The organism is Lederbergia graminis, assembly GCF_042655485.1.
Taxonomy (GTDB): Bacteria; Bacillota; Bacilli; order Bacillales; family Bacillaceae_C; genus Lederbergia; species Lederbergia graminis.
Genome location: NZ_JBHSMC010000003.1, coordinates 69,228 through 90,710, shown reverse-complemented (window position 1 = coordinate 90,710; position 21,483 = coordinate 69,228). Strand labels below are relative to the sequence as shown.

The 21,483-nt window shown below is 36.6% G+C and carries 22 protein-coding genes; 8 read left to right on the top strand and 14 right to left on the bottom strand.

The genetic code is table 11. The features are described 5' to 3' along the window. Window positions 1–20: 20 nt before the first annotated feature. The 8 genes from ssuC to ACFPM4_RS04940 all read right to left on the bottom strand — a co-directional run bounded on the left by ssuC (window position 21) and on the right by ACFPM4_RS04940 (window position 7,920). Window positions 21–800, bottom strand: a complete 780-nt coding sequence (gene ssuC / locus ACFPM4_RS04975) for an aliphatic sulfonate ABC transporter permease SsuC (protein WP_382348454.1) — start codon at window positions 798–800, stop codon at window positions 21–23. 15 nt (window positions 801–815) lie between these two features. Continuing rightward, a complete protein-coding gene (locus ACFPM4_RS04970) occupies window positions 816–1,754 on the bottom strand; it encodes an aliphatic sulfonate ABC transporter substrate-binding protein (RefSeq protein WP_382348451.1) in 939 nt (312 codons plus the stop codon). Window positions 1,755–1,770: 16 nt separating this feature from the next. Further along, complete coding sequence (locus ACFPM4_RS04965) at window positions 1,771–2,883, bottom strand: LLM class flavin-dependent oxidoreductase (protein ID WP_382348447.1); 1,113 nt, start codon at window positions 2,881–2,883, stop codon at window positions 1,771–1,773. A gap of 18 nt (window positions 2,884–2,901) precedes the next feature. Beyond that, the gene (locus ACFPM4_RS04960) at window positions 2,902–3,684 is read right to left on the bottom strand and encodes an ATP-binding cassette domain-containing protein (protein ID WP_382348444.1); all 783 of its coding nucleotides are present in this window, start codon (window positions 3,682–3,684) and stop codon (window positions 2,902–2,904) included. A gap of 18 nt (window positions 3,685–3,702) precedes the next feature. Then, window positions 3,703–4,074, bottom strand: coding sequence for a hypothetical protein (locus ACFPM4_RS04955; RefSeq protein WP_382348441.1), 372 nt, complete (start codon window positions 4,072–4,074; stop codon window positions 3,703–3,705). A gap of 131 nt (window positions 4,075–4,205) precedes the next feature. Then, on the bottom strand, window positions 4,206–5,078 hold the full coding sequence (locus ACFPM4_RS04950; RefSeq protein WP_382348438.1) for a LysR family transcriptional regulator: 873 nt from the start codon (window positions 5,076–5,078) through the stop codon (window positions 4,206–4,208). 217 nt (window positions 5,079–5,295) lie between these two features. After that, window positions 5,296–6,690, bottom strand: coding sequence for an L-cystine transporter (locus ACFPM4_RS04945; RefSeq protein ID WP_382348435.1), 1,395 nt, complete (start codon window positions 6,688–6,690; stop codon window positions 5,296–5,298). A 213-nt stretch (window positions 6,691–6,903) separates the two neighbouring features. Further along, entirely contained in the window at window positions 6,904–7,920 is a 1,017-nt protein-coding gene (locus ACFPM4_RS04940) for an SDR family oxidoreductase (RefSeq protein ID WP_382348432.1), read from the bottom strand. A gap of 232 nt (window positions 7,921–8,152) precedes the next feature. On the opposite strand from ACFPM4_RS04940, the gene ACFPM4_RS04935 reads away from it, so the two are divergent. The 3 genes from ACFPM4_RS04935 to ACFPM4_RS04925 all read left to right on the top strand — a co-directional run bounded on the left by ACFPM4_RS04935 (window position 8,153) and on the right by ACFPM4_RS04925 (window position 10,223). Further along, the gene (locus ACFPM4_RS04935; RefSeq protein ID WP_382348429.1) at window positions 8,153–8,713 is read left to right on the top strand and encodes an NADPH-dependent FMN reductase; all 561 of its coding nucleotides are present in this window, start codon (window positions 8,153–8,155) and stop codon (window positions 8,711–8,713) included. Window positions 8,714–8,865: 152 nt separating this feature from the next. Beyond that, window positions 8,866–9,690: an aldo/keto reductase gene (locus ACFPM4_RS04930; RefSeq protein WP_382348426.1), complete on the top strand. Its 825-nt coding sequence runs from the start codon at window positions 8,866–8,868 to the stop codon at window positions 9,688–9,690. Between the two features lie 77 nt (window positions 9,691–9,767). Beyond that, window positions 9,768–10,223 (top strand): GyrI-like domain-containing protein, encoded by a 456-nt coding sequence (locus ACFPM4_RS04925; protein WP_382348423.1) that lies wholly within the window; start codon window positions 9,768–9,770, stop codon window positions 10,221–10,223. A gap of 495 nt (window positions 10,224–10,718) precedes the next feature. Here the strand turns inward: ACFPM4_RS04925 and ACFPM4_RS04920 are convergent, their stop codons facing one another. The 3 genes from ACFPM4_RS04920 to ACFPM4_RS04910 all read right to left on the bottom strand — a co-directional run bounded on the left by ACFPM4_RS04920 (window position 10,719) and on the right by ACFPM4_RS04910 (window position 13,818). Further along, window positions 10,719–11,921 carry a DUF4085 family protein gene (locus ACFPM4_RS04920; protein ID WP_382348420.1) on the bottom strand — a complete coding sequence of 401 codons (1,203 nt, stop codon included), beginning with the start codon at window positions 11,919–11,921 and terminating at the stop codon, window positions 10,719–10,721. An 84-nt stretch (window positions 11,922–12,005) separates the two neighbouring features. Further along, window positions 12,006–12,965, bottom strand: a complete 960-nt coding sequence (locus tag ACFPM4_RS04915) for an alpha/beta hydrolase (RefSeq protein WP_382348417.1) — start codon at window positions 12,963–12,965, stop codon at window positions 12,006–12,008. 391 nt (window positions 12,966–13,356) lie between these two features. Further along, a complete protein-coding gene (locus ACFPM4_RS04910) occupies window positions 13,357–13,818 on the bottom strand; it encodes a hypothetical protein (RefSeq protein ID WP_382348414.1) in 462 nt (153 codons plus the stop codon). 214 nt (window positions 13,819–14,032) lie between these two features. Between ACFPM4_RS04910 and ric the strand changes: the two genes are divergently transcribed. Next, complete coding sequence (gene ric, locus ACFPM4_RS04905) at window positions 14,033–14,740, top strand: iron-sulfur cluster repair di-iron protein (RefSeq protein ID WP_382348411.1); 708 nt, start codon at window positions 14,033–14,035, stop codon at window positions 14,738–14,740. 51 nt (window positions 14,741–14,791) lie between these two features. Here ric and ACFPM4_RS04900 read toward each other — a convergent pair whose 3' ends face one another. Next, a complete protein-coding gene (locus tag ACFPM4_RS04900; RefSeq protein WP_382348408.1) occupies window positions 14,792–15,259 on the bottom strand; it encodes a hypothetical protein in 468 nt (155 codons plus the stop codon). Continuing rightward, entirely contained in the window at window positions 15,256–15,678 is a 423-nt protein-coding gene (locus ACFPM4_RS04895) for a type IV pilus modification PilV family protein (protein WP_382348405.1), read from the bottom strand. The genes ACFPM4_RS04900 and ACFPM4_RS04895 overlap by 4 nt, the downstream gene beginning before the upstream one ends. A 62-nt stretch (window positions 15,679–15,740) precedes the next feature. Here ACFPM4_RS04895 and ACFPM4_RS04890 point away from each other — a divergent pair, with 62 nt between their 5' ends. From ACFPM4_RS04890 to ACFPM4_RS04880, 3 genes are all read left to right on the top strand, one after another. Continuing rightward, a complete protein-coding gene (locus ACFPM4_RS04890; RefSeq protein ID WP_382348402.1) occupies window positions 15,741–17,231 on the top strand; it encodes a hypothetical protein in 1,491 nt (496 codons plus the stop codon). A gap of 93 nt (window positions 17,232–17,324) precedes the next feature. Continuing rightward, window positions 17,325–18,023 (top strand): HAD family hydrolase, encoded by a 699-nt coding sequence (locus tag ACFPM4_RS04885; protein ID WP_382348399.1) that lies wholly within the window; start codon window positions 17,325–17,327, stop codon window positions 18,021–18,023. Between the two features lie 134 nt (window positions 18,024–18,157). Continuing rightward, a complete protein-coding gene (locus ACFPM4_RS04880; protein ID WP_382348396.1) occupies window positions 18,158–18,892 on the top strand; it encodes a nuclease-related domain-containing protein in 735 nt (244 codons plus the stop codon). 50 nt (window positions 18,893–18,942) lie between these two features. Here the strand turns inward: ACFPM4_RS04880 and ACFPM4_RS04875 are convergent, their stop codons facing one another. Further along, entirely contained in the window at window positions 18,943–19,842 is a 900-nt protein-coding gene (locus ACFPM4_RS04875) for an EamA family transporter (RefSeq protein ID WP_382348393.1), read from the bottom strand. A gap of 332 nt (window positions 19,843–20,174) precedes the next feature. On the opposite strand from ACFPM4_RS04875, the gene ACFPM4_RS04870 reads away from it, so the two are divergent. Beyond that, the gene (locus ACFPM4_RS04870) at window positions 20,175–21,470 is read left to right on the top strand and encodes an adenylosuccinate synthase (RefSeq protein WP_382348390.1); all 1,296 of its coding nucleotides are present in this window, start codon (window positions 20,175–20,177) and stop codon (window positions 21,468–21,470) included. The last annotated feature ends 13 nt before the right edge of the window (window positions 21,471–21,483 follow it).

Here is a 21,483-nt window from a genome sequence, read left to right as displayed (position 1 = left end):
TACTCAAATGTTACCCTCCCTTACTTTTTTTGATAAACAGCATTCCATTTTAATAGACGTCTTTCTAATAATTTAGCTAGAGAATCCGCTACTTTTCCGAGCACCGCATATAATAAAATTGCCAATACAACGATATCGAGCTGCATGAACTCACGAGCATTCATTGCCATATACCCAATTCCAGAGGTTGCGGCAACGGTTTCTGCAACGATAAGCGTTAACCACATGACACCTAATGAATAACGAATTCCAACTAAGATGGATGGTAGTGCTCCTCGCATAATCACCTTTGAAAACATATGCCAACGTGATAATCGATACACATTTGCCATTTCAATCAAACCTTTATCAACAGATCGAATTCCATGATACGTATTAATATAAATTGGAAAGAAAACACCAATGGCAACTAAGAAAATCTTTGCTTCTTCCCCAACTCCAAACCATAAAATGACAATTGGTACTAATGCTAAATGGGGGATATTACGTAACATTTGTACGGTTGTATCTAGGTGCTTCTCAGCAATTGGATAGATCCCATTTAGTAATCCGAGAAATAAACCAATACCACCGCCAATTAAAAATCCAAGCAAAGCACGGATAAAACTAACCCCAATATTTTCCCAAAGTTCACCGCTTGCAGCTACGTCCATAAATGCTTTCAAGACATCTAAAGGAGCTGGTAATATGTTTCCTGAAATTTGCCCTGCACTTGATAATAATTGCCAACCTAGCAACAATCCAATTGGAATAATCCATGGGGCAATTTGATTATAAAAACTATTAGTATCCTTTTTCATTTCTAACGCCCCCTATTACTCTGGGTACCAAATCTTGCCCTCAAAATTAATTTTGTTTTCAATTAAACCAATATCGAGTAAGTCTTGTGCCTGTGTCTCTAAATCCTTTACTGCTTCCTCATCCATAAACTTGATATCTGTTCGCTTCCGCTTCAAAGAAATTTCCCATGTGTCGGCCGGAACTTTTGATAACTTTTCCATTAACCTCGTTGCATCTTTCGGATCTTCATCTATTTCACGACCAATTTCACCTAAATACTTTACAATGACTTCCACAAGCTCTGGATGTTCCGTTACCATTTTTTCAGAACTCAAGTAAAACGATCTAAGTGGCACGATGCCTGCTCCTGTTTGTAAAATTTTATGGCCATTACTTTCCGCCACCGTCATATACGGATCCCACACAACCCACGCATCGACCTCACCTTTTTCAAACGCAATACTTGCATCTGGAGGTGTCAAGATGACTGGTGTAATATCTTCTAGTGTTAAGTCGACAGTTGCTAATGCTTTTACTAATAAATACTGGGCAATGGAAGCATTATTGTAAGCTACTTTTTTTCCTTTTAAATCTGATAACGAAGTGATACCAGAATCTTTCCCAACAAGAATTCCTTCTGATTCAGGTGCAGAAGCTTCACTCGCAATAAATTGAAAATCGCTCCCCTTTGCCAACGCAAACAGGGAAGGCATATCGCCTGCATTCGCAAAATCGATACTACCGGAATTTAATGCTTCAATAATGGAGCTTCCGGTGCTAAATTCAGACCATGTAATTGTATATCCTAAATCCTTCAATTCCTTTTGCAGTTCTTCACTATTTTTCAATGTCAGCATAATGGCTTGTTTTTGGTAGCCAATTTTTATTTCTTTTTTATCTCCATCTGCGCCACAAGCAGATAAAAAGAATAGGATTACGACTAATCCGAGAATAGACAAACGCTGTTTTTTCATTATTTTTCCTCCACGATCACTTTATTGTTTGTCTTTGGGCTAGTTTTTCACGCACCTTTGGAATGACTAATTCTCCTACTTCTTTAATCGTTTCTAAATGTGGGAAGCCTCTAAGAAGCACTTTATCAAAGCCCAAATCAACGAATTCTATTATTCTCTCAGATACTTGATCTGGAGTTCCTACAAGTGCAATCGAATTTCCTGATAAGACTTGTGTTAACCCAGCCCAAATATTAGGTCCAATATGGAAATTTTTATCTTTGCTGTTCTCCATCAAATCATGTAGCTGCTTAACTCCTACTGATTCACCTTTATACGCTAAGTTATTTTTTTCTTCTAATGCTGCTTGCTGTGATCTGCTGACAATTGAATTAGCCTTCTCATATGCTTCTTTCTCTGTATCGCCTAACACTACTTGAAAGGAGATGCTATAACTTAACTGTCGGCCATTTACTGTAGCGCGTTTTTTTATTTCGGAAAGTCTTTCTGCCGATAATTCTAACGTCTCACCCCAAAGCATATACACATCTGCTTCTGCTGCAGCTACATCTAGCGCGATATCAGATGAACCACCGAAATAAATTGGCGGCTTGCTAGCTAATTTTGGATAGAGAGAGGCATTTTCCAATTGGAAATGCTCGCCATGATGGGTGATCACGTCCTCTGTGAAAAATTTATTCAGTACTTGAATGTACTCTCGTGTTCGTTCATATCTAGCACGATGATCAAAAAAATCACCTTGACTTGCTAATTCTGTAGGAGAGCCACCTGTTACTATGTTGACTAACGCTCTCCCACCTGACCAATAATGTACAGTTGCAAATTGCTTCGCAAAAGTCGCCGGTGCCATCGATCCTGGTCGTACTGCAAATAGAAAATTTAATGTTTCTGTATGGTTAATTAAATTGGCGGCAACCGCTAATGAATCTAAGCAGTTCGTACCTGTTGGCAATAGAAGGCTAGAAAACCCGCCTTGCTCTGCAGCTTGTGCGATCGCTTTAATATACTCTAAAGTTGGTTCCCGTTCTGCAGTCTCATCTACGACAGAACGTCCACCTATCGTTTTATTTTTTGCGCCGATAAACGCTCCATCTCCAGCAGTTGGAGCCATCGTAATAAATTCAACCAATCTTTTCGCCTCCATTATTTAAACAATATTTGCTGTTACTCTCCGCTTTTGACCGTGGGGATGTGATTTTGTTTTCCCAAGGATACTAGCTAAAAGTTCTTCCTCTAACTCTGCAAATCTTGGATTTGTTCGATTTCTTGGTCGTGCTAACGATACAGCTAAGTCTTTTTTCACCATACCTTCTTCAATTAAAACGACACGATCCGCAAGAGCAATTGCTTCGCTTACATCATGGGTGACCAATAATGTCGTAAATTTCTGCTGTTGCCAAAGCATATCAATTAACTCCTGCATCTCGTAACGTGTTAATGCATCCAATGCTCCAAGTGGTTCATCTAATAAGAGTAGCTTTGGTTCCGCTGCTAGTGCGCGAGCTAATGCAACACGCTGTTTTTGTCCACCAGAGAGAACTGCTGGCCATTCATCTGCTCTATCTTCTAGGCCTACTTGTTGTAAAGCCCAATTGGCACGTTCCTTCCAGCCCTTCGTTAAACTTAAGCCAACACCGACATTTTCTAGGACCGATAACCATGGTAATAAACGAGCCTCTTGAAACATCATGCGTGCCTGTAGGTTTGAGTTAGAAATGAGCTGATGATCCTGTCGTATTTCCCCAGCTGTAACTGCTTCCAGACCAGCAATACTTCTAAGTAACGTACTTTTCCCACAACCACTTTTTCCAACAATCGCCACAAATTCACCAGGTGCAATCTGCAAATTAATGTTACGTAACACTTCTAATTGGCCAAATGTTTTCTCTAACTGCTGTATGCTTAGTTCAACACCTTGATTACCGGACATTTTTTCACTCCCTATTCGTTAATGAACTATTTGACTTGGTGCAATTTCATCTCCAGACAATTTATCACCGATATTCAATTGACCACTTTCCAGCAAGCGTAATAATTCAGGAAAACTCAAACTTCTTTCTAATGAAATAAAATGAATCCCATCTTTAACTGCTTTCTCATAGGACAATTCACAAAAAGTTTGTGGAGGTGCAACAAATACAGTAGCACCTTTATCTTCAGCGAATGAAAGGGTAGCACCCCTTCTCCCTTCCTGTAAAAACTGTGCTGGATTTTCATAATCTTGAATTTGCTTTTTTACTGCATCATAAATACGTAAAACGGTACCTTCGACAATTGGTACGACTGTTTCATCTGCATTTAACACTAGAGCGATGATCATTTCCTTCCTCCTCTTACGTCATTTCTGAGTAATTCAATGTGATTAATATTATTTATACAGCACTCATCATCATTTGTACAATTGAAAAAAGTGAATTTTATATTCACTTTTTATGAAGGAAGGAATGTTATTCAGGAGTTGCTTTTAAGAATGGTAAGCAGTTGATGCACGAATTTACTTTGTTGATTGTTCACTTTTCGTAATGAACCTACTGTGAGTCCAGATGGGAAATCCATAATATGCTTCATTACGGTTCCGACAGGAGGGGGTTGAATGGTAATAAGCGGAACAATTGCCGCACCGAAGCCAGCTTGAACATAATATTTCAATGCCATTAAATTACTTACTTCCATTCCATAACTCGGTATAATCCCAGATTCCAGTAGCTTTCTTTCAAAGTTACCGCGAAACGGACAGGTTGAGTTTGTGATAAGTAATTTTTCATTATATAAATCTACTAATTTTACATGTTCGACCTTACTTAAGCGGTGAGTTTCTGGAATTAATAAGGCTACTTTTTCGGAAAAAATAGGATCAAATTCAGTGTCTCGATATATATCAGGAGCAGCACAAATAGCAATATCTATTTCTTCCTTTTCCACCATATCTGCTAACACACTACTCCCGTGTATTTGCAGGCTAATTTGTACTTTGGGGAATTGTTTAGAAAACATCGTCAACAGCACTGGCAACCTATAGCTTGCCATTGGTTCCATCACCCCAATTCGGAGAATCCCCGCTTCTCCTTCCACTAGTTCCGTCATCGACTGTTTTACATGATCAAATGATCTTAGTAATAACTCGCCTTTTTCATATAATAAGCGGCCCGCTTCCGTCAGCTGTAAGTGGTTGCCACGCTCTAGCAAGGTTACACCAAGGTCATTCTCGAGTTTCTTAATTTGGGTTGTAACAGTGGATTGGGCATAATTTAATTGTTCAGCCGCTTGTTGAAAGCTGCCACACTTTACTATCGTTTGAAATGTTTTTATTGTACGTAGATCCATTATGTCCTCCCCATCACTTATATGATAATTCTCATTTGTTTACTCGGTATTATATTGAAAAAAGCATACCATGATTTACTAAAATGTCAATTAGCTCAAAATGCCTATTTTTATGTAAGGATAACAGAAGCAATTTTTCTACAAACATTTTTGCTTTACCGAATAATTGAAATAAAAAAGTGGAGAAAAGCAACTTTGCTTTCCTCCACTTCAAATCTTATATCGAAATATCTTTCTCAATCGCTGTTTTATCATTAAATTTTTCTACATTTAACTTCTTCATAAATCGTGATGTGAGTGTTCCAGACATCATGGCACCATTCACATTTAACGCTGTACGTCCCATATCAATTAATGCTTCAATTGAAATTAACAATCCGGCTAACCCTACTGGCAATCCCATTGATGATAGTACGATTAATGCGGCAAATGTTGCTCCTCCACCTACACCGGCAACACCGAAGGAACTTATACCGATAATGAACACGAGCTTTATAATAAAGTCAAAGGATAGTGGGTCAATTCCCATTGTCGGTGCAATCATAACTGCAAGCATCGCTGGATAAATACCGGCACAGCCATTCTGACCAATCGTTGCTCCGAAAGACGCCGACATATTGGCGATTCCTTGATGAACACCAAGTGATTTTTCTTGAACTTGAATATTTAAAGGTATCGTTCCAGCACTGGAACGCGATGTAAATGCAAATGAAAGTACTGGCAACACTTTTTTCAAGTAAGTGAATGGATTTAATCCAAATACACCTATTAGAACAAGATGAATGATGAACATCACAATAAGCGCTACATAGGAAGCAATTACAAATTTCCCGAGTTCAAGAATTCCAGCCACATCTGTATTCGCTACTGTATTTGCCATTAATGCCAAAATACCAAATGGTGTTAGGCGTAGAATTAATGTAACAATACGCATAATAACCGAGTAAAAAGCATTGACAATTTTAGTGACAAACTCCGCTTGCTCTGGGTTTTTCCTTCGTAACCCTAGTACTGCAACTCCAACAATAATTGAAAATACTACTACAGCAATTACTGAAGTTGCTCTTTGTTGTGTCATATCTAAAAAGATATTCGAAGGAATGAAGCTAACGATTTGGTCTGGAATCGTCATATCTTCTACTGTTCCTAATCTATTTTCTAACGATTCCGCCCTTTCCATTTCTGCTTGCCCAGCTTCGATTTGATCTGCATTGAGATCAAATAATGTTGCACTTCCAATACCAATGACTGCCGCAATCATTGCTGTTACTACAAGAATACCGATAATCCATAACGACATTTTTCCGAGTTCTGACGACTTTTCCAGATTAATAATAGATTGAATAATAGATGCCATAACAAGTGGTATAACAATTAACATGAGCAAACGAATATACCCACTACCTGCTATCGAATACCAATTGGTTGTATCTGCAACTACTTCCGAATCCGCACCATACGCTATTTGTAAAAATGCACCTAACAAAATCCCTAATCCTAAACCAGTTAACACCCGTTTACTGAATGAGACATGTTTTCTTTGCATCCAAATCAATAAGAATGTAATAGCTAAAAAGATTGCAATATTCACTAGTAACCAAAATAGGTCCATCTTTCTCCCTCCCTTTCGTTTTGTTAAATTCCCCAAAAGTAATAAAAAAGTATAGCAAATTACTAATATTAAAATATACGAAACAATGAATTTTATACCTTGTATCCAAAAATATTTATAACTCACAGTGGGAAACTCAGGTTTTCTTTTCCTCAAAAAAAATCCTTTACAATGAACGAGGATTCTCGCTTTTGTAAAGGATAGAATTTCATACTATTGTTTTATTCTTACTAATGCTTCATCGAGTACAGCAATCACTCTGTCACACCACTCATCAAATTCCTTATCTTCGAATTGATATTCTGGATGATCCAAAATAAAGTTCACTGCTTGCCTAATACCTTGATCCAGTCTTGTAGTTGCTACAAATTCTGGTACAAGCCTTTTCAACTTCGAATTGTCAAATACTACAGAGTTTGACTTATCTCCTAATAAGCCACTGCCGAGATCCCAGTTACTTGCTTTAGCTAGGAAATCGGAGGAAACATATACAGCATTTAGTTTTACCCCGAGTGCATCTGCAATCATTTCATATATTTGATTCCATGTCACAGTTTCATCTGACGTAATATGTACAGACTCCCCTATTGCATGAATATTCCCCATTAATCCAATGAACCCTTTCGCAAAATCACTATTATGAGTCATTGTCCATAATGCTGTTCCATCTCCATGAATGATAACTGGTTTATTCTCCAACATCCGTTTAGCGACTTGCCAAGACCCTTTTGTTCCATGAACCCCAAGCGGTATCGATCGTTCATCATACGTATGACTTGGTCTCACAATCGTAATTGGGAATCCTTCTTCCCTGTACAGCTTCATTAAATAATCTTCACATGCTATCTTGTTTCTTGAGTATTCCCAGTATGGATTTGCTAAAGGTGTCCCTTCTGTCACTCGATAATCTGCTAATGGAGTTTGATAGGCTGAGGCAGAGCTAATGAATATAAATTGTTTTGTTTTCCCTTTAAACAATCGATAATCTCTTTCCAAATGGGAAGGAACAAAGGCAATAAAATCAGCAACAACATCAAAGTGTAAATCCTGAATCAATTCTGAAACCTTATCTTCATCATTAATATCAGCTGTTATTACTTTTACACCTTCAGGAAGTAGCTCATTTCTATTTCCACGATTTAATAGATATAGCTCCCAACCCTTTTCTACTAATTGTTTCGTAATAGCAGTACTAATTGTTCCTGTTCCACCAATAAAAAGCGCTTTCAATAGAATCCCTCCAGAAACATATTTTTCCTCTCATCTATTATCATACTGAATTCATACACTATTAACCACTAAACTTAGAAGAAATTAGAGAGATTATTCAACAATTTTTCATTTGTGTTGGATAAGCAACAAATCCAATCTTCTATTGGTGTTTTGTTGCTCAGATCCTCGGTATTATACAGTTATAAGTTAAATATCAAATAAAAAACATATATTTTTAGGAGGAATTACAATGGTTAAAATCGGTATTATTACAGGAAGCACAAGAGATTCAAGAGTAAATAATCAAGTTGCAGAATGGGTGAAATCAATTGCAGATCGCCGTGGAGATGCGGAATACGAATTAATCGATATCAAAGATTACAATCTACCAAAGTTTAATGAACCAATTCCTGCAATTATGTCACAAGATTATCAAGCTCCAGAGGCACATGTTTGGTCACAAAAAGTGATCGAATTAGATGGATTTGTTTTTGTTACACCTGAATATAACAAAGCAGTTACTTCTGGCTTAAAAGATGCCATTGATTACTTGTATGTAGAATGGAATAATAAGGCCGCAGGTATTGTAAGTTATGGTTCTACACTAGGAGTAACAGCTGCAAATAATTTAAGATTAATTTTAACTGTACCAGCTGTTGCTACAGTTCGGACACAACCTGCATTTAGTTTATTTACTGATTTTGAGAATATGAGCGTATTTAAACCAGCTTCACATCATCAAGAAACAGTGGACAAAATGTTAGATGAAGTAGTTTCCTGGTCCACTGCACTAAAGACAATTAGAGATTAATAGAGCAATGAGGAAGAGATTTGATTCTTTCCCTCTTTTTTTATGCATATAACCTCTTTGCTGTTCAATGATTAAAAGTCAAACGGATTAATTTAAATTTTCTAACTCCTATGATAGACTAATATGTAATATTAAGGAAAGGAAGCGATTACATGAATTATCTTACATTAAATAATGGTGTTCGCATCCCTCAATTAGGGTATGGTGTGTGGAAAGTTCGTAATGAAGAAGCAACGACTGCAGTTAGCCAAGCGCTGGATTCTGGATACCGCCTAATTGATACAGCTATGATATATCGAAATGAAGTCGGTGTTGGTGAAGCGATAGCAAACAGCAATATACCACGTGAAGATTTATTTATTACAACGAAGGTATGGAATAGTGACCAAGGCTATGAAAATACTTTACGAGCATTTGATGAAAGTCTTGAAAGACTAGGTCTTGATTATGTCGATCTCTATTTAATTCATTGGCCAACACCAAAGTTTGATACATATATTGATACGTATAAAGCACTCGAAAAATTGTATAAAGAAGGGCGCACAAAAGCAATTGGCGTTTGTAACTTTGAAATTGATCATTTGCAACGAATTTTTGACGAATGTGAAATTAAGCCTGCAGTTAACCAAATCGAATCTCACCCATACTTACAACAGAAAGAACTGAAACAGTTTTGTAAAGAACACGGAATATATGTAGAAGCGTATAGTCCGTTAATGAATGGAATAAAGGTGATCGAAGATTCAGTTATTCAGGATTTGGCCGAAAAATATGGAAAGACACCAGCTCAAGTAATTCTCCGTTGGCATATTCAAGAAGATGTCGTTGTCATTCCAAAAACAGTTACACCTTCTCGAATGGTAGAGAATTTAGATGTGTTTGATTTTGAGTTAAGTGCCGAAGATATGGCAAGAATTGCGGAATTAGACCGTGGCGAACGGCATAATGCTAATCCGAATGAGTTTCATAATCGATAAAAAAATATCTTTCTCAAGTTGATACTTGTTTCATTGTTTCTTCGTTAGAAATAAAATGAAGTGTGGGAGATGGCGAATTGAAACCTACTATAATGGAAAAAGATGAACTCATATTAATTGGTTTTAAAAGGAAGTATCTCGTAACAGATGATACTCACACATTAATTCCGCAACTATGGGACGAATATTTAGAGCGACAAAACGAAATTAACCATTGGATAAAGGAAGTTTCTGCTGGCATTTGCTTTGATGGAAATGAACAAGGTTTTTCTTATTTTGTTGGTGGATTCGTGACAGACATAGAAGATATCCCTAATGGAATGGAAGTGTTGAAACTGCCTCCGCAAAAATACGCCATTTTCACCTTTAAAGGCGGAGCAGATAAAATCGGCGACCATTGGGAATACATCAATGATGTTTGGGAGAAGCAAACGGATTGTGTTCGTACAGGAGTCGACTTCGAATACTACGATTCTAGGTTCCATCCTGATTCTGATGAATCCGAGTTAGATATTTATATTTCTATAAAATAATCATTGATTAAAGAGGTTGAGACATAACCATTTGACTTGAATGTAAATCAGAACAATGTAAGTGTAGCTATAACGCTCAGGAAATACACTTCGCTGGTAACTATAAATTTTTTGTAATTGAAAAAGTGACCGAACTATCTTGTTTTTAAATCAAGTATAGTTCGGTTTTTATTTGCATCCATATTCCTCTGTCCAGCCTTTTTCTTTCATAAAGGCTCTGTTAAAGTTCATTGTTGTTAACAACTTAGTTGATTGTAGCGGATGTACACGAGACTCCTGCGGGAACAGCACGAGCCGAAGATCCACTTGGCAAAGCGGTTTTCTTTGCCAAGTTAGCTAAGGCCGTGCCCGCGGAAAGCGAGTGTACAGGAGCGAAAATCAACAACAGAGTTTAACAGAGCTTTCATAAAAAAAATGAACTCAAGCTAAATCATCCATGTAGGCTTTGATTATTTATGCATTTTTTCCTTTTGCTCATGTGATCCCTCATGTATGTTATTCCTCAACAAACTGTTGATACTTATGCAGTGTTTCATCCGTTAATACACCACATTCCTTGAAATGGTTCACGAGTACACTAGCAATCATTTCATTCTCTTCTGAGAAACTCACTTTCATTAGAACCCTATTAATAATATCTGCAAATTCATGTGGATTCTCATACATCGTATTCCATGCACGTGTATGGAGCTCCATATCTTCTCCTAGTGCAGCTGACTCCAGTTCATCTGCTGGTAATGGCTCATGGAATTGTGCATAAGGATCCTCGTACACATTTGTGTAAATAAAGGAGATGCAGTCATCTAAACTAGGAGCGATGCTTATTTTTTCTCCAGAATAAAGTGCATATACTTCTCCATTTTCAATTCCCAGTTCACCATCCTCGAGCTCTAAATAAGGTACTTCCTTTGTGAATCCCTTAATAATGGATTTAAAGTTTGGAGTGATGAAAATGTAATTAAATTCAGGGTTCAATTGCTCTAGAAACGTATTAAATTTCACATCTTCCTCTTCAGCAACATCATGATACGCTTTAGGACGATACAAGTAATCGGCAGTTATTTCCTTTGCTTCGATTGTCCATTCCGTTTCAGGAGACTCAAAAATCACACGAAGGGCAAACCCATTTCTCGTTTTTATCATTTCATCGTATATGTACCACTGGCCAACTTCTATTGGTTCCTCTGAATGCTCAGCCAAAATCCCTGAAAAGGTTAGTTCAATAATAGCTTTATTCGTAAATCCACTAGCTGTATTTAATGTGATTTTTAGTAAGTCATCATCACGTTCTATACGCTCTATCACCGCATCATGTAAGCTTTGCTCGTAAACCTCTTGAACAGATGTTGGTAAAAAAGCGAGTGTCTTCTCTTTATTGCCATGTGCTGCTTCCAGAACTGCTTCAAATTTTCTTTCTTCCCCTTGCATCCAATTCAAATAATCTTCTCGAACATGCTTAGGTAATTGTGGTGTATTTAGTGTTCCATCATGCACATATGGATGAAATCTGGTAGGGAGTACTTGAAGTAATTGCTCTTTACATTCATTCAGTTCTGCTGCTAGTGAAGCCTGAAGGTCCATTCCCTCCTCTTTTGCGTCCTCCATATGTATGTCCCAATCCTCATCTGTTTCAGGTATAGGTAAGATATTCACTTTTTCAAAGGCATACTTGGCTTGTAACGATAAATTCCAATTCATCTAGAAACAATCCCCTTTATTTTTTTAAATAAATTATCATCTTAAATATAGGGAAACGCAAAGGAAATTCACATCCTTTGCGCCTTATTTTATATATTTTAAGAGAAAACTATTTAAGCGTTCTTTATATGCCTCTTTCTCTAAAACAAAGGATTCTCCATGATTAGCTCCATCCACTAGCATAAGCTCTGCTTCACTATTTGTATGTTCATACAATTCTTCTGCAAGATTCGTAGGGACAAATGTATCCTCTTTTCCGTGTATATAAAGAATCGGAACTTCTGTTTTTTCTACTTGTTTTAACGAGCTTGCCTCGCGAAATGAATACCCGGCAAGTGCCTTCGTGACTAGGCTTGTACTATCGAGAATTGGGAAAGGAGGTAATTTAAACATGCGTTTGATTTGATAGGAAAACAATTCATAAACCGATGAATATGGGCTGTCTGCAATGATAGCCGAAACATTTTCAGACATATCCTTTTCGCCACTTGCCATTAGAACTGTCGCCGCTCCCATTGATAAACCGTGGTAAACTATTTGTGTCTCATTACCAAGCTTATCCACAAGCAATTTTGTCCAGTCTATGAGGTCTAGTCGATCATGCCAGCCAAATCCGTAATAATCACCTTCACTACTTCCGTGCCCTCGTGCATCTGCCATGAAAAGGTTATATCCAAGATCTTCATAGTAATATTGTCCATAGATTCCCATTTGTTTCGCATGCCCTAAATATCCATGTGTAAAAATCACTAATTTATCTGTTTTCTCTTTTGCCGGTAAATAGTAACCTACTAGATTTAGGCCATCTCGTGACTCCATTTGTAATTCTTCAAATGGTTGTTTTGCTACCCACTCTCGCCACTCACCATCTAACATTTCATCCAATGATTCTGCAGAAACCTCGAGATCGGCATTATCCTCTAAAAAAGTTTTCTCCCCACGTGAAATCGCTAAGTGATAAAAGAAGAAACTCGCAGCAATATCCACGACTAATAAGACAGCTACTAAAGTTACTACTATTTTTTTCCAATGTTTTCGTAACATACCCCTTTTCCCCTTCTATACAAAATATATAACTATTATACTAGAAAAAAGTAAATTATTCGTTGGTAGAATTAGGGTAGTTCTATCAATCTCTACAAAAATTCACCAACCACCACAATCACGAAATCATTCTACTTGTTATTATTATTATTCTTATTATTATTGTTCTTGTTGTTGTTCTTTTTCTTATTCTTATTCTTATTCTTTTTATTGTCCACGTATCGTCGACGTATCGTAAAACTCCGATTTTCTTAAAAACTCCTCATATTTTATATAGAAAAAAGAGTGGAAACTAGACACCCTCGTTTCAAAAAAAAGTAGAGACAGGGTTTTTCATTAACCCCGTCCCTCGAAATAATGATGTCGCTATTACCTACTACATAGGCATTTTTTACACACAAGTAAACGATTCAATTTGTCTTAAGCTTATTCCAAAGTAAACCCAGTTAAATCCAGTCCAACGAAAACCAGCTACTGAATTACGACCAACAAAGATTGGATAAAACCAGAATTGCTGATTACGTCTTAACCATACATAGGTAAATCTAAACATACATCTTCTAATACCGCCTGGATCAACCGCAAATGTTTGCGCCTGAGTCGGAACAAAGCTTGGCGGCGGTGTGGTTGGCGCTCCTGCTCCTTGGCCAGGCCCCCCTGGCCCCGGTCCAATTCCAGGTCCTTGCCCTGGTGTTGGAAACATCGGTGGAAAAAATGGTGGGAAGAAAGGCGGAATTCCCCCTAATTGTCGTTCATCATACTCCGAATGGTATGAGTTATGCTCTTCGTATGGACTATTTTCTTCTACATGATATGGATATTCATAGTACATCGGTAAATAATTAGGATACATAAATAGCACTCCTTAACATGTTAATCTCACATCATCTTATTTATAGACAGATGACCATTCAACTTGTACCCACTAAAATGGGCACTTCCCCACATAAATCCTCTGTTTTATATAAAAATCTATTTATATTTTGGCAATGTGATATACGTCACAAAAACCAAAAGCTAAATCCATTATGATGAAATAAATGATAGGTAAAGGGAGTTGTATCAACATGACTCAATTCACGATAGATACTGAAGTGGCCGATATTGTCACTGCCTTACCACAAAGTGCGGAAGTCTTTCGCAAATTACGGATTGATTTTTGCTGTGGTGGAAAAGTTGCATTAAAAACAGCAGCAATGGAGCAAGGTTTTAACCCAGAGGAAATTTTGAAGGAAATAAAAGAACTGGAAAATACACAACCTAGCGAAGCTTTCGATCCTGCTTCATTTGGAGATCGTACACTCGTTACGTATATCCAAGAAACGTATCATGATCCATTACGTGAACAATTACCAGAGCTTTCTAAGTATGTATCCACTGTGGTAAATGTTCATGGAAGTTTACATCCGGAGCTTTATCGTGTTCAAGAACTCTTTGAAGAGTTATCTACAGAACTACTTGATCATACAAAAGATGAGGATATGAATGTTTTTCCTCTCCTCTTAACATTTTTACGTAATCCATCAAACGAGCTAGTAGAAAAAGTGACACCACATGTGCAGGAACTAGAGGAAGAACACGAGAATACTGGTAAACTTTTATTCGAACTACGAGATATTACAAATAATTTCACGTTACCTGAAGGAGCATGTGCCACATATTCGCTCGTATATCGTCAGTTAGAGGAACTGGAAAAGAAAACATTTCAGCATGTCCACTTAGAAAATAATATTTTATTTGAACGTGTAAAAAAGGTCTTACATTCACTGAATTGATAAGAAGCGAAAACGACTCTAAATGGGATTATTCCGTTAGAGTCGTTTTCTTTATGAGACTTTCCTAATTTTAATGATTTTTTCTTCCACTGACGAATTGGATTCCTCAAATATCCCGTTTAGCGTTGGGGTAACCCGATACGTAATTTTCAGATCATTCCCCTCTATTTCTACACTTTCAACTATTAATCGAAAAGCATGGGCATCTTCTTTCATTTCTTTCCTTAATCCTAGCTCTGGAACAAACTGATATAGTTTTGATTCTAGCTCCGTCTTATACTGTTCTAATCCAGTAGGCGGTTCAGAGTTATTTACTATATGTTGAAGACTATTTTCCATATAGTTAATACCCATTTCCCTCAGTTTTTCTAATTGTATATTCTCTTCTGATCGTTTGAATTGCTGGGTACTATTTATGATATTTGATATAATTGGAGGAGTAACAACACCAATTATTGCTATGATAAGTAATACCGTTATCAAGGCATAGCCGGATTGATTTTTTCTTAAGGAGTTCATGGCGATTCCTCCTTCTTATATCCGTATATTTCGGATGCAGGAGTAGCTCCTGGACTGTAATCTTCTTGCGCATAAATTTGAACATGTACGACCTTCAGATGTAAACTTTCCGGTGTTTCTGGAGTTAAACTTACATATGGAAAATACTGTTTTCCGTTTAGCTGAATTATCTCCATTTGATGATATATAGTACCATCAATAAGCTGATTAATTCCTGTATACACAGCAGAGTCATCACTTACTTCATTTAAAACCTTCTCAGCAATATTAATGGCAGTTAATCTATCTTCTGTTTTCGTAGAAAGTAACGTAGCTTGGCCAAAAAAACTTAAAAAATAAAGTAATACGAGAAATAAAATCGTAATAGATGCTAGTATTTCAATTAATGTTACTCCTTTATGATTTAGATATAGTTTCATGTTATCTCTCATATTCTCACCCTATATGAACAACATCATTTTTAAAGGCTCGGTGAATCATTATGTATAAAAGGTACATATCACAGCAAGAAGGAATAACACTCATAGAACTCCTAGCAGCATTGGCAATTACGAGTCTAATCATTATCCTTTCTTTCAGTGTACTCACTTCAACTTTTAAATTCAATGATAAGAGCCAAGCCCATATTAATTTAAGACAAGAAGCTAATATTCTTATCACTAATATTAGAAAGCATCATCAAAAACAAGAACCAGTTTGTTATGAACAATTGGAGCAATTGCTTAGTAATGCGCAAATATTAAACTCCACATTATGGCTTGATAAAAAAATATTTAGAGAAGGTAATTGCTGGGAACCAATTCCTAGCACTGGGGGGATTCCTGATTTACCAGTTACCTTTACTTTAACAGACCCATCACAAAGCTATCAGTTTGAAATAGACACAATCATTGATGGGTACAGTCGAAATGAAATAAGTATCGATATCCCAAATCAACCCCCTGTAGATGATAATTTTTATGAGCAAATAAAAAATAATAATGTGTTTATTTATGGTTCTGATTTCGGAATTTATGGTTCAACACCTGTAGATAATGCTGCAAATCAACACGGGACTATTTTTATAAGTAACTTGAATCAAGAAAATCTACTTTTTACCGGTAATAACAAAGTCTCCGTATCCAATATTTATATTAATAAAAAAGGACAAGAAATTATATTTCGGAGTAGTACTAAATTAGGGGCGAAAAATACTACCGATATCGTGCGAATCGAGGGTAATGTTCAACTCAATAATGGTGGCGCTCGAATCTATGCTAATACAGTTTACATTGATGGCAACGTTACATTTGGTAGTAGTGCTATCATCGACGCAAAGAAAGTAATTATTATTGGGGATGTACAACTAAATAACGGTGGAGCAAAAATTAATACTGAAAGTTTGTATGTTGACGGCAATGTTACATTTGGAGATAGTGCCAAAATAGAGGCAGATAAGGTTGCAATAACAGGGGATGTTACTTTTCATAATTGGGGTGCTTCATTGAAGGCAAACGAAATATACATAAATGGAGAAGTAGGAACGAGACAACCAGATAATATTATTGGTAATTACACGCATGGTTTAGTTCCACTCAATAAAGACGATATTCCGAAAGCATTAAAGCTATCTACACCTACATTTCACGATGATTCATGGTACGCTGCAAACGGTTATGAAGTACGTTCCTCTGGGAAATTATCGGATGGTAGCAAAATATATACTCATTCAAATTTTACTACCAATGATTCACACGAAAACACGAACAATGTAATCATTGTTAGTAAGGGAGATATTAATATTAGTCGTTTTGGTAGTAGTCATCTTACAGGTATTCTCTTTGCCCCCCAAGGGAAAGTAACCTTCAACGGAGGAGGGTTTAGAGGTGTAGTAATCGCTAGAGATGGTTTTTTCACCAAAGGGAACCCTTCCATTACTTTCACAAACGTGTCTGAATTCATCCACAATCCTGAACACGCACCATTCAAATAACTATAGCAATGATCCAGTGGCTAGGTATTTATCCATATGCGATAGTGCCTAGCTTTGTTTTTGATGGTATGATAGGTAACGGGGGTAGATGGAATGGATACAATTATATTTGATGTAGATGATACGCTATATGATCAAGTATTATCTTTCAAAAGAACATGTGAAAGAATGTTACCGGAATATATCACAAATATCGATTTAGATAAACTGTACATTACAAGTAGAAAATATAGCGATGAATTGTTTGATAAGCAAGTTGCTGGTGAATTAACGGTTAGAGAAATGCATATTAGAAGAATTAAAGATGCATGTGCTGAATACGGAATTGAAATTAGTGATCAAAAAGCAATTGAATTTCAAGAAGCGTATGTAGAAGAACAACAGAAAATAACGTTATTCGATGAAGTTGTTGAGTTACTGGAAACTCTTCAGCACACAAAACAGCTGGCAGTGCTAACAAATGGTTCTCATGGACATCAAGCCATGAAGATCAAACAATTGAATTTATCAAAATGGATTCCGGAAGAAAATATCTTTATATCAGAATCTTTAGGATATGCAAAACCTACAAAGGAAGCATTTCAAATTTTAGAGAAAAAATTAAACCTAGATAAGGAAAAAACGGTATATATTGGAGATTCATTCGCTAACGATATAATCGGTGCCAAGAATGCAGGTTGGAAGGCAATTTGGATGAATCACCGAAATCGGAAAATGCCAGAGGGGAATATTAAACCAGATAAGGTAGTCTATAGTGCGAGTGAATTATTTGAAACGGTAAGTAAATTATAATCTTCAGGGTCAGGGGAGAAACATCCTTTGTCCTTTTTTGTTTTTCATTTTGCTATTACATTTAGGAAATCTAGCAAGTCTATAAATAATAGGTTACTATTGTACTAGGATAACTATACTATCAGGAGGACATAATGGCTGTTTTATATCGTTCCAAAAACACAGAAGCACAAAATAAGCAAAGCTTTAATCGACAAAATTTAATAACACTTATCGTTTTGTTATTTGTATTTATCATCATTGGGTTAGGAGTTCAGGGAACACTCTTGTCATTCTCTGGAGTAATTGTGGTGGTGATTATTCTTGCAATCATTTACCGGATTGTTCGAATTGGCAGAACAAGTGTAGATCTTGAATTAGAAAAAAAGCGACTACGCTCATTTGCTGATCTTCCCGATTCATATCATGTGTTTCAAGGGGCTTATGTAGAATTTGAAGGACGTTCTTACAGCTGCGATTATTTTGTTATTTCTCCATCATGCTGTTTCGCCATAATGGAAGAGAGATCGCCTGGAAGGTTTGAGGGAAACACCGATTATGATATATGGACAATAATCAATGAGGAAAAAGGACGAGAAGTAAAAAAAGAAGTGTACTTTGCAACCTCCATATTACGTCAGCAAACATACCATGCAGCAGAAATGTTGAAATCAGAAGCGATGGCGATGTGGGTGCAAGGAATTGTTTACTTTTCCAACAAACATTCCTCTGCTAAAGGAACTGGTAAAAATACAAAAGTGATCGATGACAAGCAAAAGCTACATCAATACATAACCAGTTTTTCACCACCATTCAAACCAAATCCTGGATCCTTTGAGAAGGCTATTAAACTAATAAAGAAACGTTCTAAAGCAAAAAGGCTCCTATAAAAAACAGCCAGACACGGTTCAACTTTGAATTGATCCGTGTTCTGGCTGTTTTAATTATATTGCATCGGTATCGTATTTGTTTTTCTTTTTAATTTTACATTCCCAATCATAATACCACATAAGATGATGACTACTCCAAACCACTGGGAATAACTAACAAATTCATTTAAAATCAGTGCTGACATAATGACTGCTACTGGCAGCTCAGAAGCACTTAAAATTGTACCAAGTCCTGGACCAATCTTCGGCATCCCAATCGAGAATAACAGCGGTGGTAAAGCAACGCCAAGTAAACCGAGTAAGAATCCATAAGGTGCTACTCCCATTAAAACATGTATATCAAATAGAAAAATCGGTGGGTATACAATTAGCACTACAATGAGTGCACCCGTTGATAAAAGAGCACTTTTCAATATTGGTTGTATATCTTTTCCAACAGCACCACTTATAAAAATAGAACTTGTAAATGTTATAGCAGATAGAATTCCCCAAATGGTTCCTTCCATTGTAAGTGTTGTATCACCAGTTGATAACAATCCTGCTGCTAATATAGAACCGATAATTAGAACTCCTATAGCAAGTAGTTTAGTAGCAGTTGGTTTCTTTTTATAAAATAACCATTCAATCAATGTGCCAATCCAGACAAATTGGAATAAGAAAATAATTGCTAATGAAGCATCTAGTGTTTGTAATGCTTGATAGTAAAAAATTCCTGTCATGCCGAATGGAATTCCAAATAGCATTAGTTTCCAAGCTTTATTAAACCTTAACTTTTGCTTCTTCGTAAATAAGAAGAGTAACCAAATTAGTAATGCTCCAAGAATATATTGTGATCCCGTTACTTCCGTCACCGAATACCCAGTAGCATAAGCAAGTTTAACAAATGTCGATAATAATCCATAACAGCATCCGCCCAAAAATACAATGAGTGCATAATGCCACGTTTTCATTTAATCTTTCCCCTTTCCCCATCACAAAAAAACCACACAAATGCCAGAAGACAGTTGTGTGGCGAAAATAGAGCTAGCTCTAGAAAAGTCCACGTCCTAAAAATAGGTTTTTTTATTAATCCTATATGACAGTATAGGTTCAGTACGGTCAATTGTCAACAGTTCCTGATTCTACTTATAAACTATTAAATTTCGTAAATAACGTTCCACTTATACAAAAAATGTATATTTATATGAATAATCCCCTAATATACTAACATTGAACGAAAATTATTGATTATTGTTCGCTTTTTCTTTATTATGTAAATAGACTTTATAGATGGGGTGAGAAAATGTCATCAGTAGTGGTAGTAGGTACACAATGGGGCGATGAAGGTAAAGGGAAAATTACTGACTTCTTAAGTGAGAACGCAGAAGTTATTGCACGTTATCAAGGTGGCGATAATGCTGGTCACACGATAAAATTTAACGAAAAAACATTTAAGCTACATTTAATTCCATCCGGTATATTTAATCCTACAAAATTGGCAGTAATCGGCAATGGGGTTGTGATCAATCCGAAATCATTAATAGCCGAAATCCAATATCTACACGACCATCAAATTTCCACAGATAATTTACGTATTTCAGATCGAGCACATGTCATTTTGCCATATCATATCGTATTAGATCAATTACAAGAAGATGAAAAAGGCGACAAAAAAATAGGTACAACTATAAAGGGGATTGGGCCTGCTTATATGGATAAGGCATCACGTGTTGGAATCCGTATCGCTGATTTATTGGATAAAGATTTCTTTCACGAACGTTTAAACATGAACCTCGAGGAAAAGAATCGATTATTTACGAAAGTATATGACCATGAACCACTACAATTTGATGATATTTTCAGCGAGTATTATGAATATGGTCAGCAAATAAAACAATATATTTGCGATACTTCGGTTATTTTAAATGATGCTTTAGATAACGGGAAACGTGTCTTATTCGAAGGTGCTCAAGGGGTCATGCTGGATATTGATCAAGGGACATATCCATTTGTCACTTCTTCCAATCCTGTTGCTGGTGGTGTGACAATAGGATCAGGTGTAGGACCTTCTAAAATTGATAAAGTAGTAGGTGTATGTAAAGCCTATACGTCACGTGTAGGAGATGGGCCGTTTCCTACCGAGTTATTTGATGAGGTAGGAAATCAAATTCGAGAAGTAGGGAAAGAGTATGGGACAACAACTGGCCGCCCACGTCGAATTGGCTGGTTTGATTCTGTCGTTATGCGCCATTCTAAACGTGTTTCTGGAATTACGAATTTATGTGTCAACTCGATTGATGTTTTATCTGGTTTAGATACGGTTAAAATTTGTACAGCTTATCAAAAAGCAAACGGTGAAATAATTGAATATTACCCTGCCTCTTTAAGAGAATTAGCGGAATGTGTTCCTGTATATGAGGAATTACCTGGCTGGAAAGAAGATATAACGAGCTGTAAATCTCTTGAGGAATTACCAGAAGCTGCTCGCAATTACATTAGACGAATATCAGAGCTTGTTGGTGTGCGCATTTCTACTTTTTCAGTGGGTCCTGACCGCAATCAGACGAATGTTTTAGAAAGCGTTTGGGGTGCTTCTTAATCCATAAATGAAA

Bases quoted from the DNA above. Each gene is read 5' to 3' on its own strand.
- ssuC (WP_382348454.1), bottom strand. From the start codon at position 800: ATGAAAAAGGATACTAATAGTTTTTATAATCAAATTGCCCCATGGATT.
- ACFPM4_RS04970 (WP_382348451.1), bottom strand. From the start codon at position 1,754: ATGAAAAAACAGCGTTTGTCTATTCTCGGATTAGTCGTAATCCTATTC.
- ACFPM4_RS04960 (WP_382348444.1), bottom strand. From the start codon at position 3,684: ATGTCCGGTAATCAAGGTGTTGAACTAAGCATACAGCAGTTAGAGAAA.
- ACFPM4_RS04955 (WP_382348441.1), bottom strand. From the start codon at position 4,074: ATGATCATCGCTCTAGTGTTAAATGCAGATGAAACAGTCGTACCAATT.
- ACFPM4_RS04950 (WP_382348438.1), bottom strand. From the start codon at position 5,078: ATGGATCTACGTACAATAAAAACATTTCAAACGATAGTAAAGTGTGGC.
- ACFPM4_RS04945 (WP_382348435.1), bottom strand. From the start codon at position 6,690: ATGGACCTATTTTGGTTACTAGTGAATATTGCAATCTTTTTAGCTATT.
- ACFPM4_RS04935 (WP_382348429.1), top strand. From the start codon at position 8,153: ATGGTTAAAATCGGTATTATTACAGGAAGCACAAGAGATTCAAGAGTA.
- ACFPM4_RS04930 (WP_382348426.1), top strand. From the start codon at position 8,866: ATGAATTATCTTACATTAAATAATGGTGTTCGCATCCCTCAATTAGGG.
- ACFPM4_RS04920 (WP_382348420.1), bottom strand. From the start codon at position 11,921: ATGAATTGGAATTTATCGTTACAAGCCAAGTATGCCTTTGAAAAAGTG.
- ACFPM4_RS04915 (WP_382348417.1), bottom strand. From the start codon at position 12,965: ATGTTACGAAAACATTGGAAAAAAATAGTAGTAACTTTAGTAGCTGTC.
- ACFPM4_RS04910 (WP_382348414.1), bottom strand. From the start codon at position 13,818: ATGTATCCTAATTATTTACCGATGTACTATGAATATCCATATCATGTA.
- ric (WP_382348411.1), top strand. From the start codon at position 14,033: ATGACTCAATTCACGATAGATACTGAAGTGGCCGATATTGTCACTGCC.
- ACFPM4_RS04900 (WP_382348408.1), bottom strand. From the start codon at position 15,259: ATGAACTCCTTAAGAAAAAATCAATCCGGCTATGCCTTGATAACGGTA.
- ACFPM4_RS04895 (WP_382348405.1), bottom strand. From the start codon at position 15,678: ATGAAACTATATCTAAATCATAAAGGAGTAACATTAATTGAAATACTA.
- ACFPM4_RS04890 (WP_382348402.1), top strand. From the start codon at position 15,741: ATGTATAAAAGGTACATATCACAGCAAGAAGGAATAACACTCATAGAA.
- ACFPM4_RS04885 (WP_382348399.1), top strand. From the start codon at position 17,325: ATGGATACAATTATATTTGATGTAGATGATACGCTATATGATCAAGTA.
- ACFPM4_RS04880 (WP_382348396.1), top strand. From the start codon at position 18,158: ATGGCTGTTTTATATCGTTCCAAAAACACAGAAGCACAAAATAAGCAA.
- ACFPM4_RS04875 (WP_382348393.1), bottom strand. From the start codon at position 19,842: ATGAAAACGTGGCATTATGCACTCATTGTATTTTTGGGCGGATGCTGT.
- ACFPM4_RS04870 (WP_382348390.1), top strand. From the start codon at position 20,175: ATGTCATCAGTAGTGGTAGTAGGTACACAATGGGGCGATGAAGGTAAA.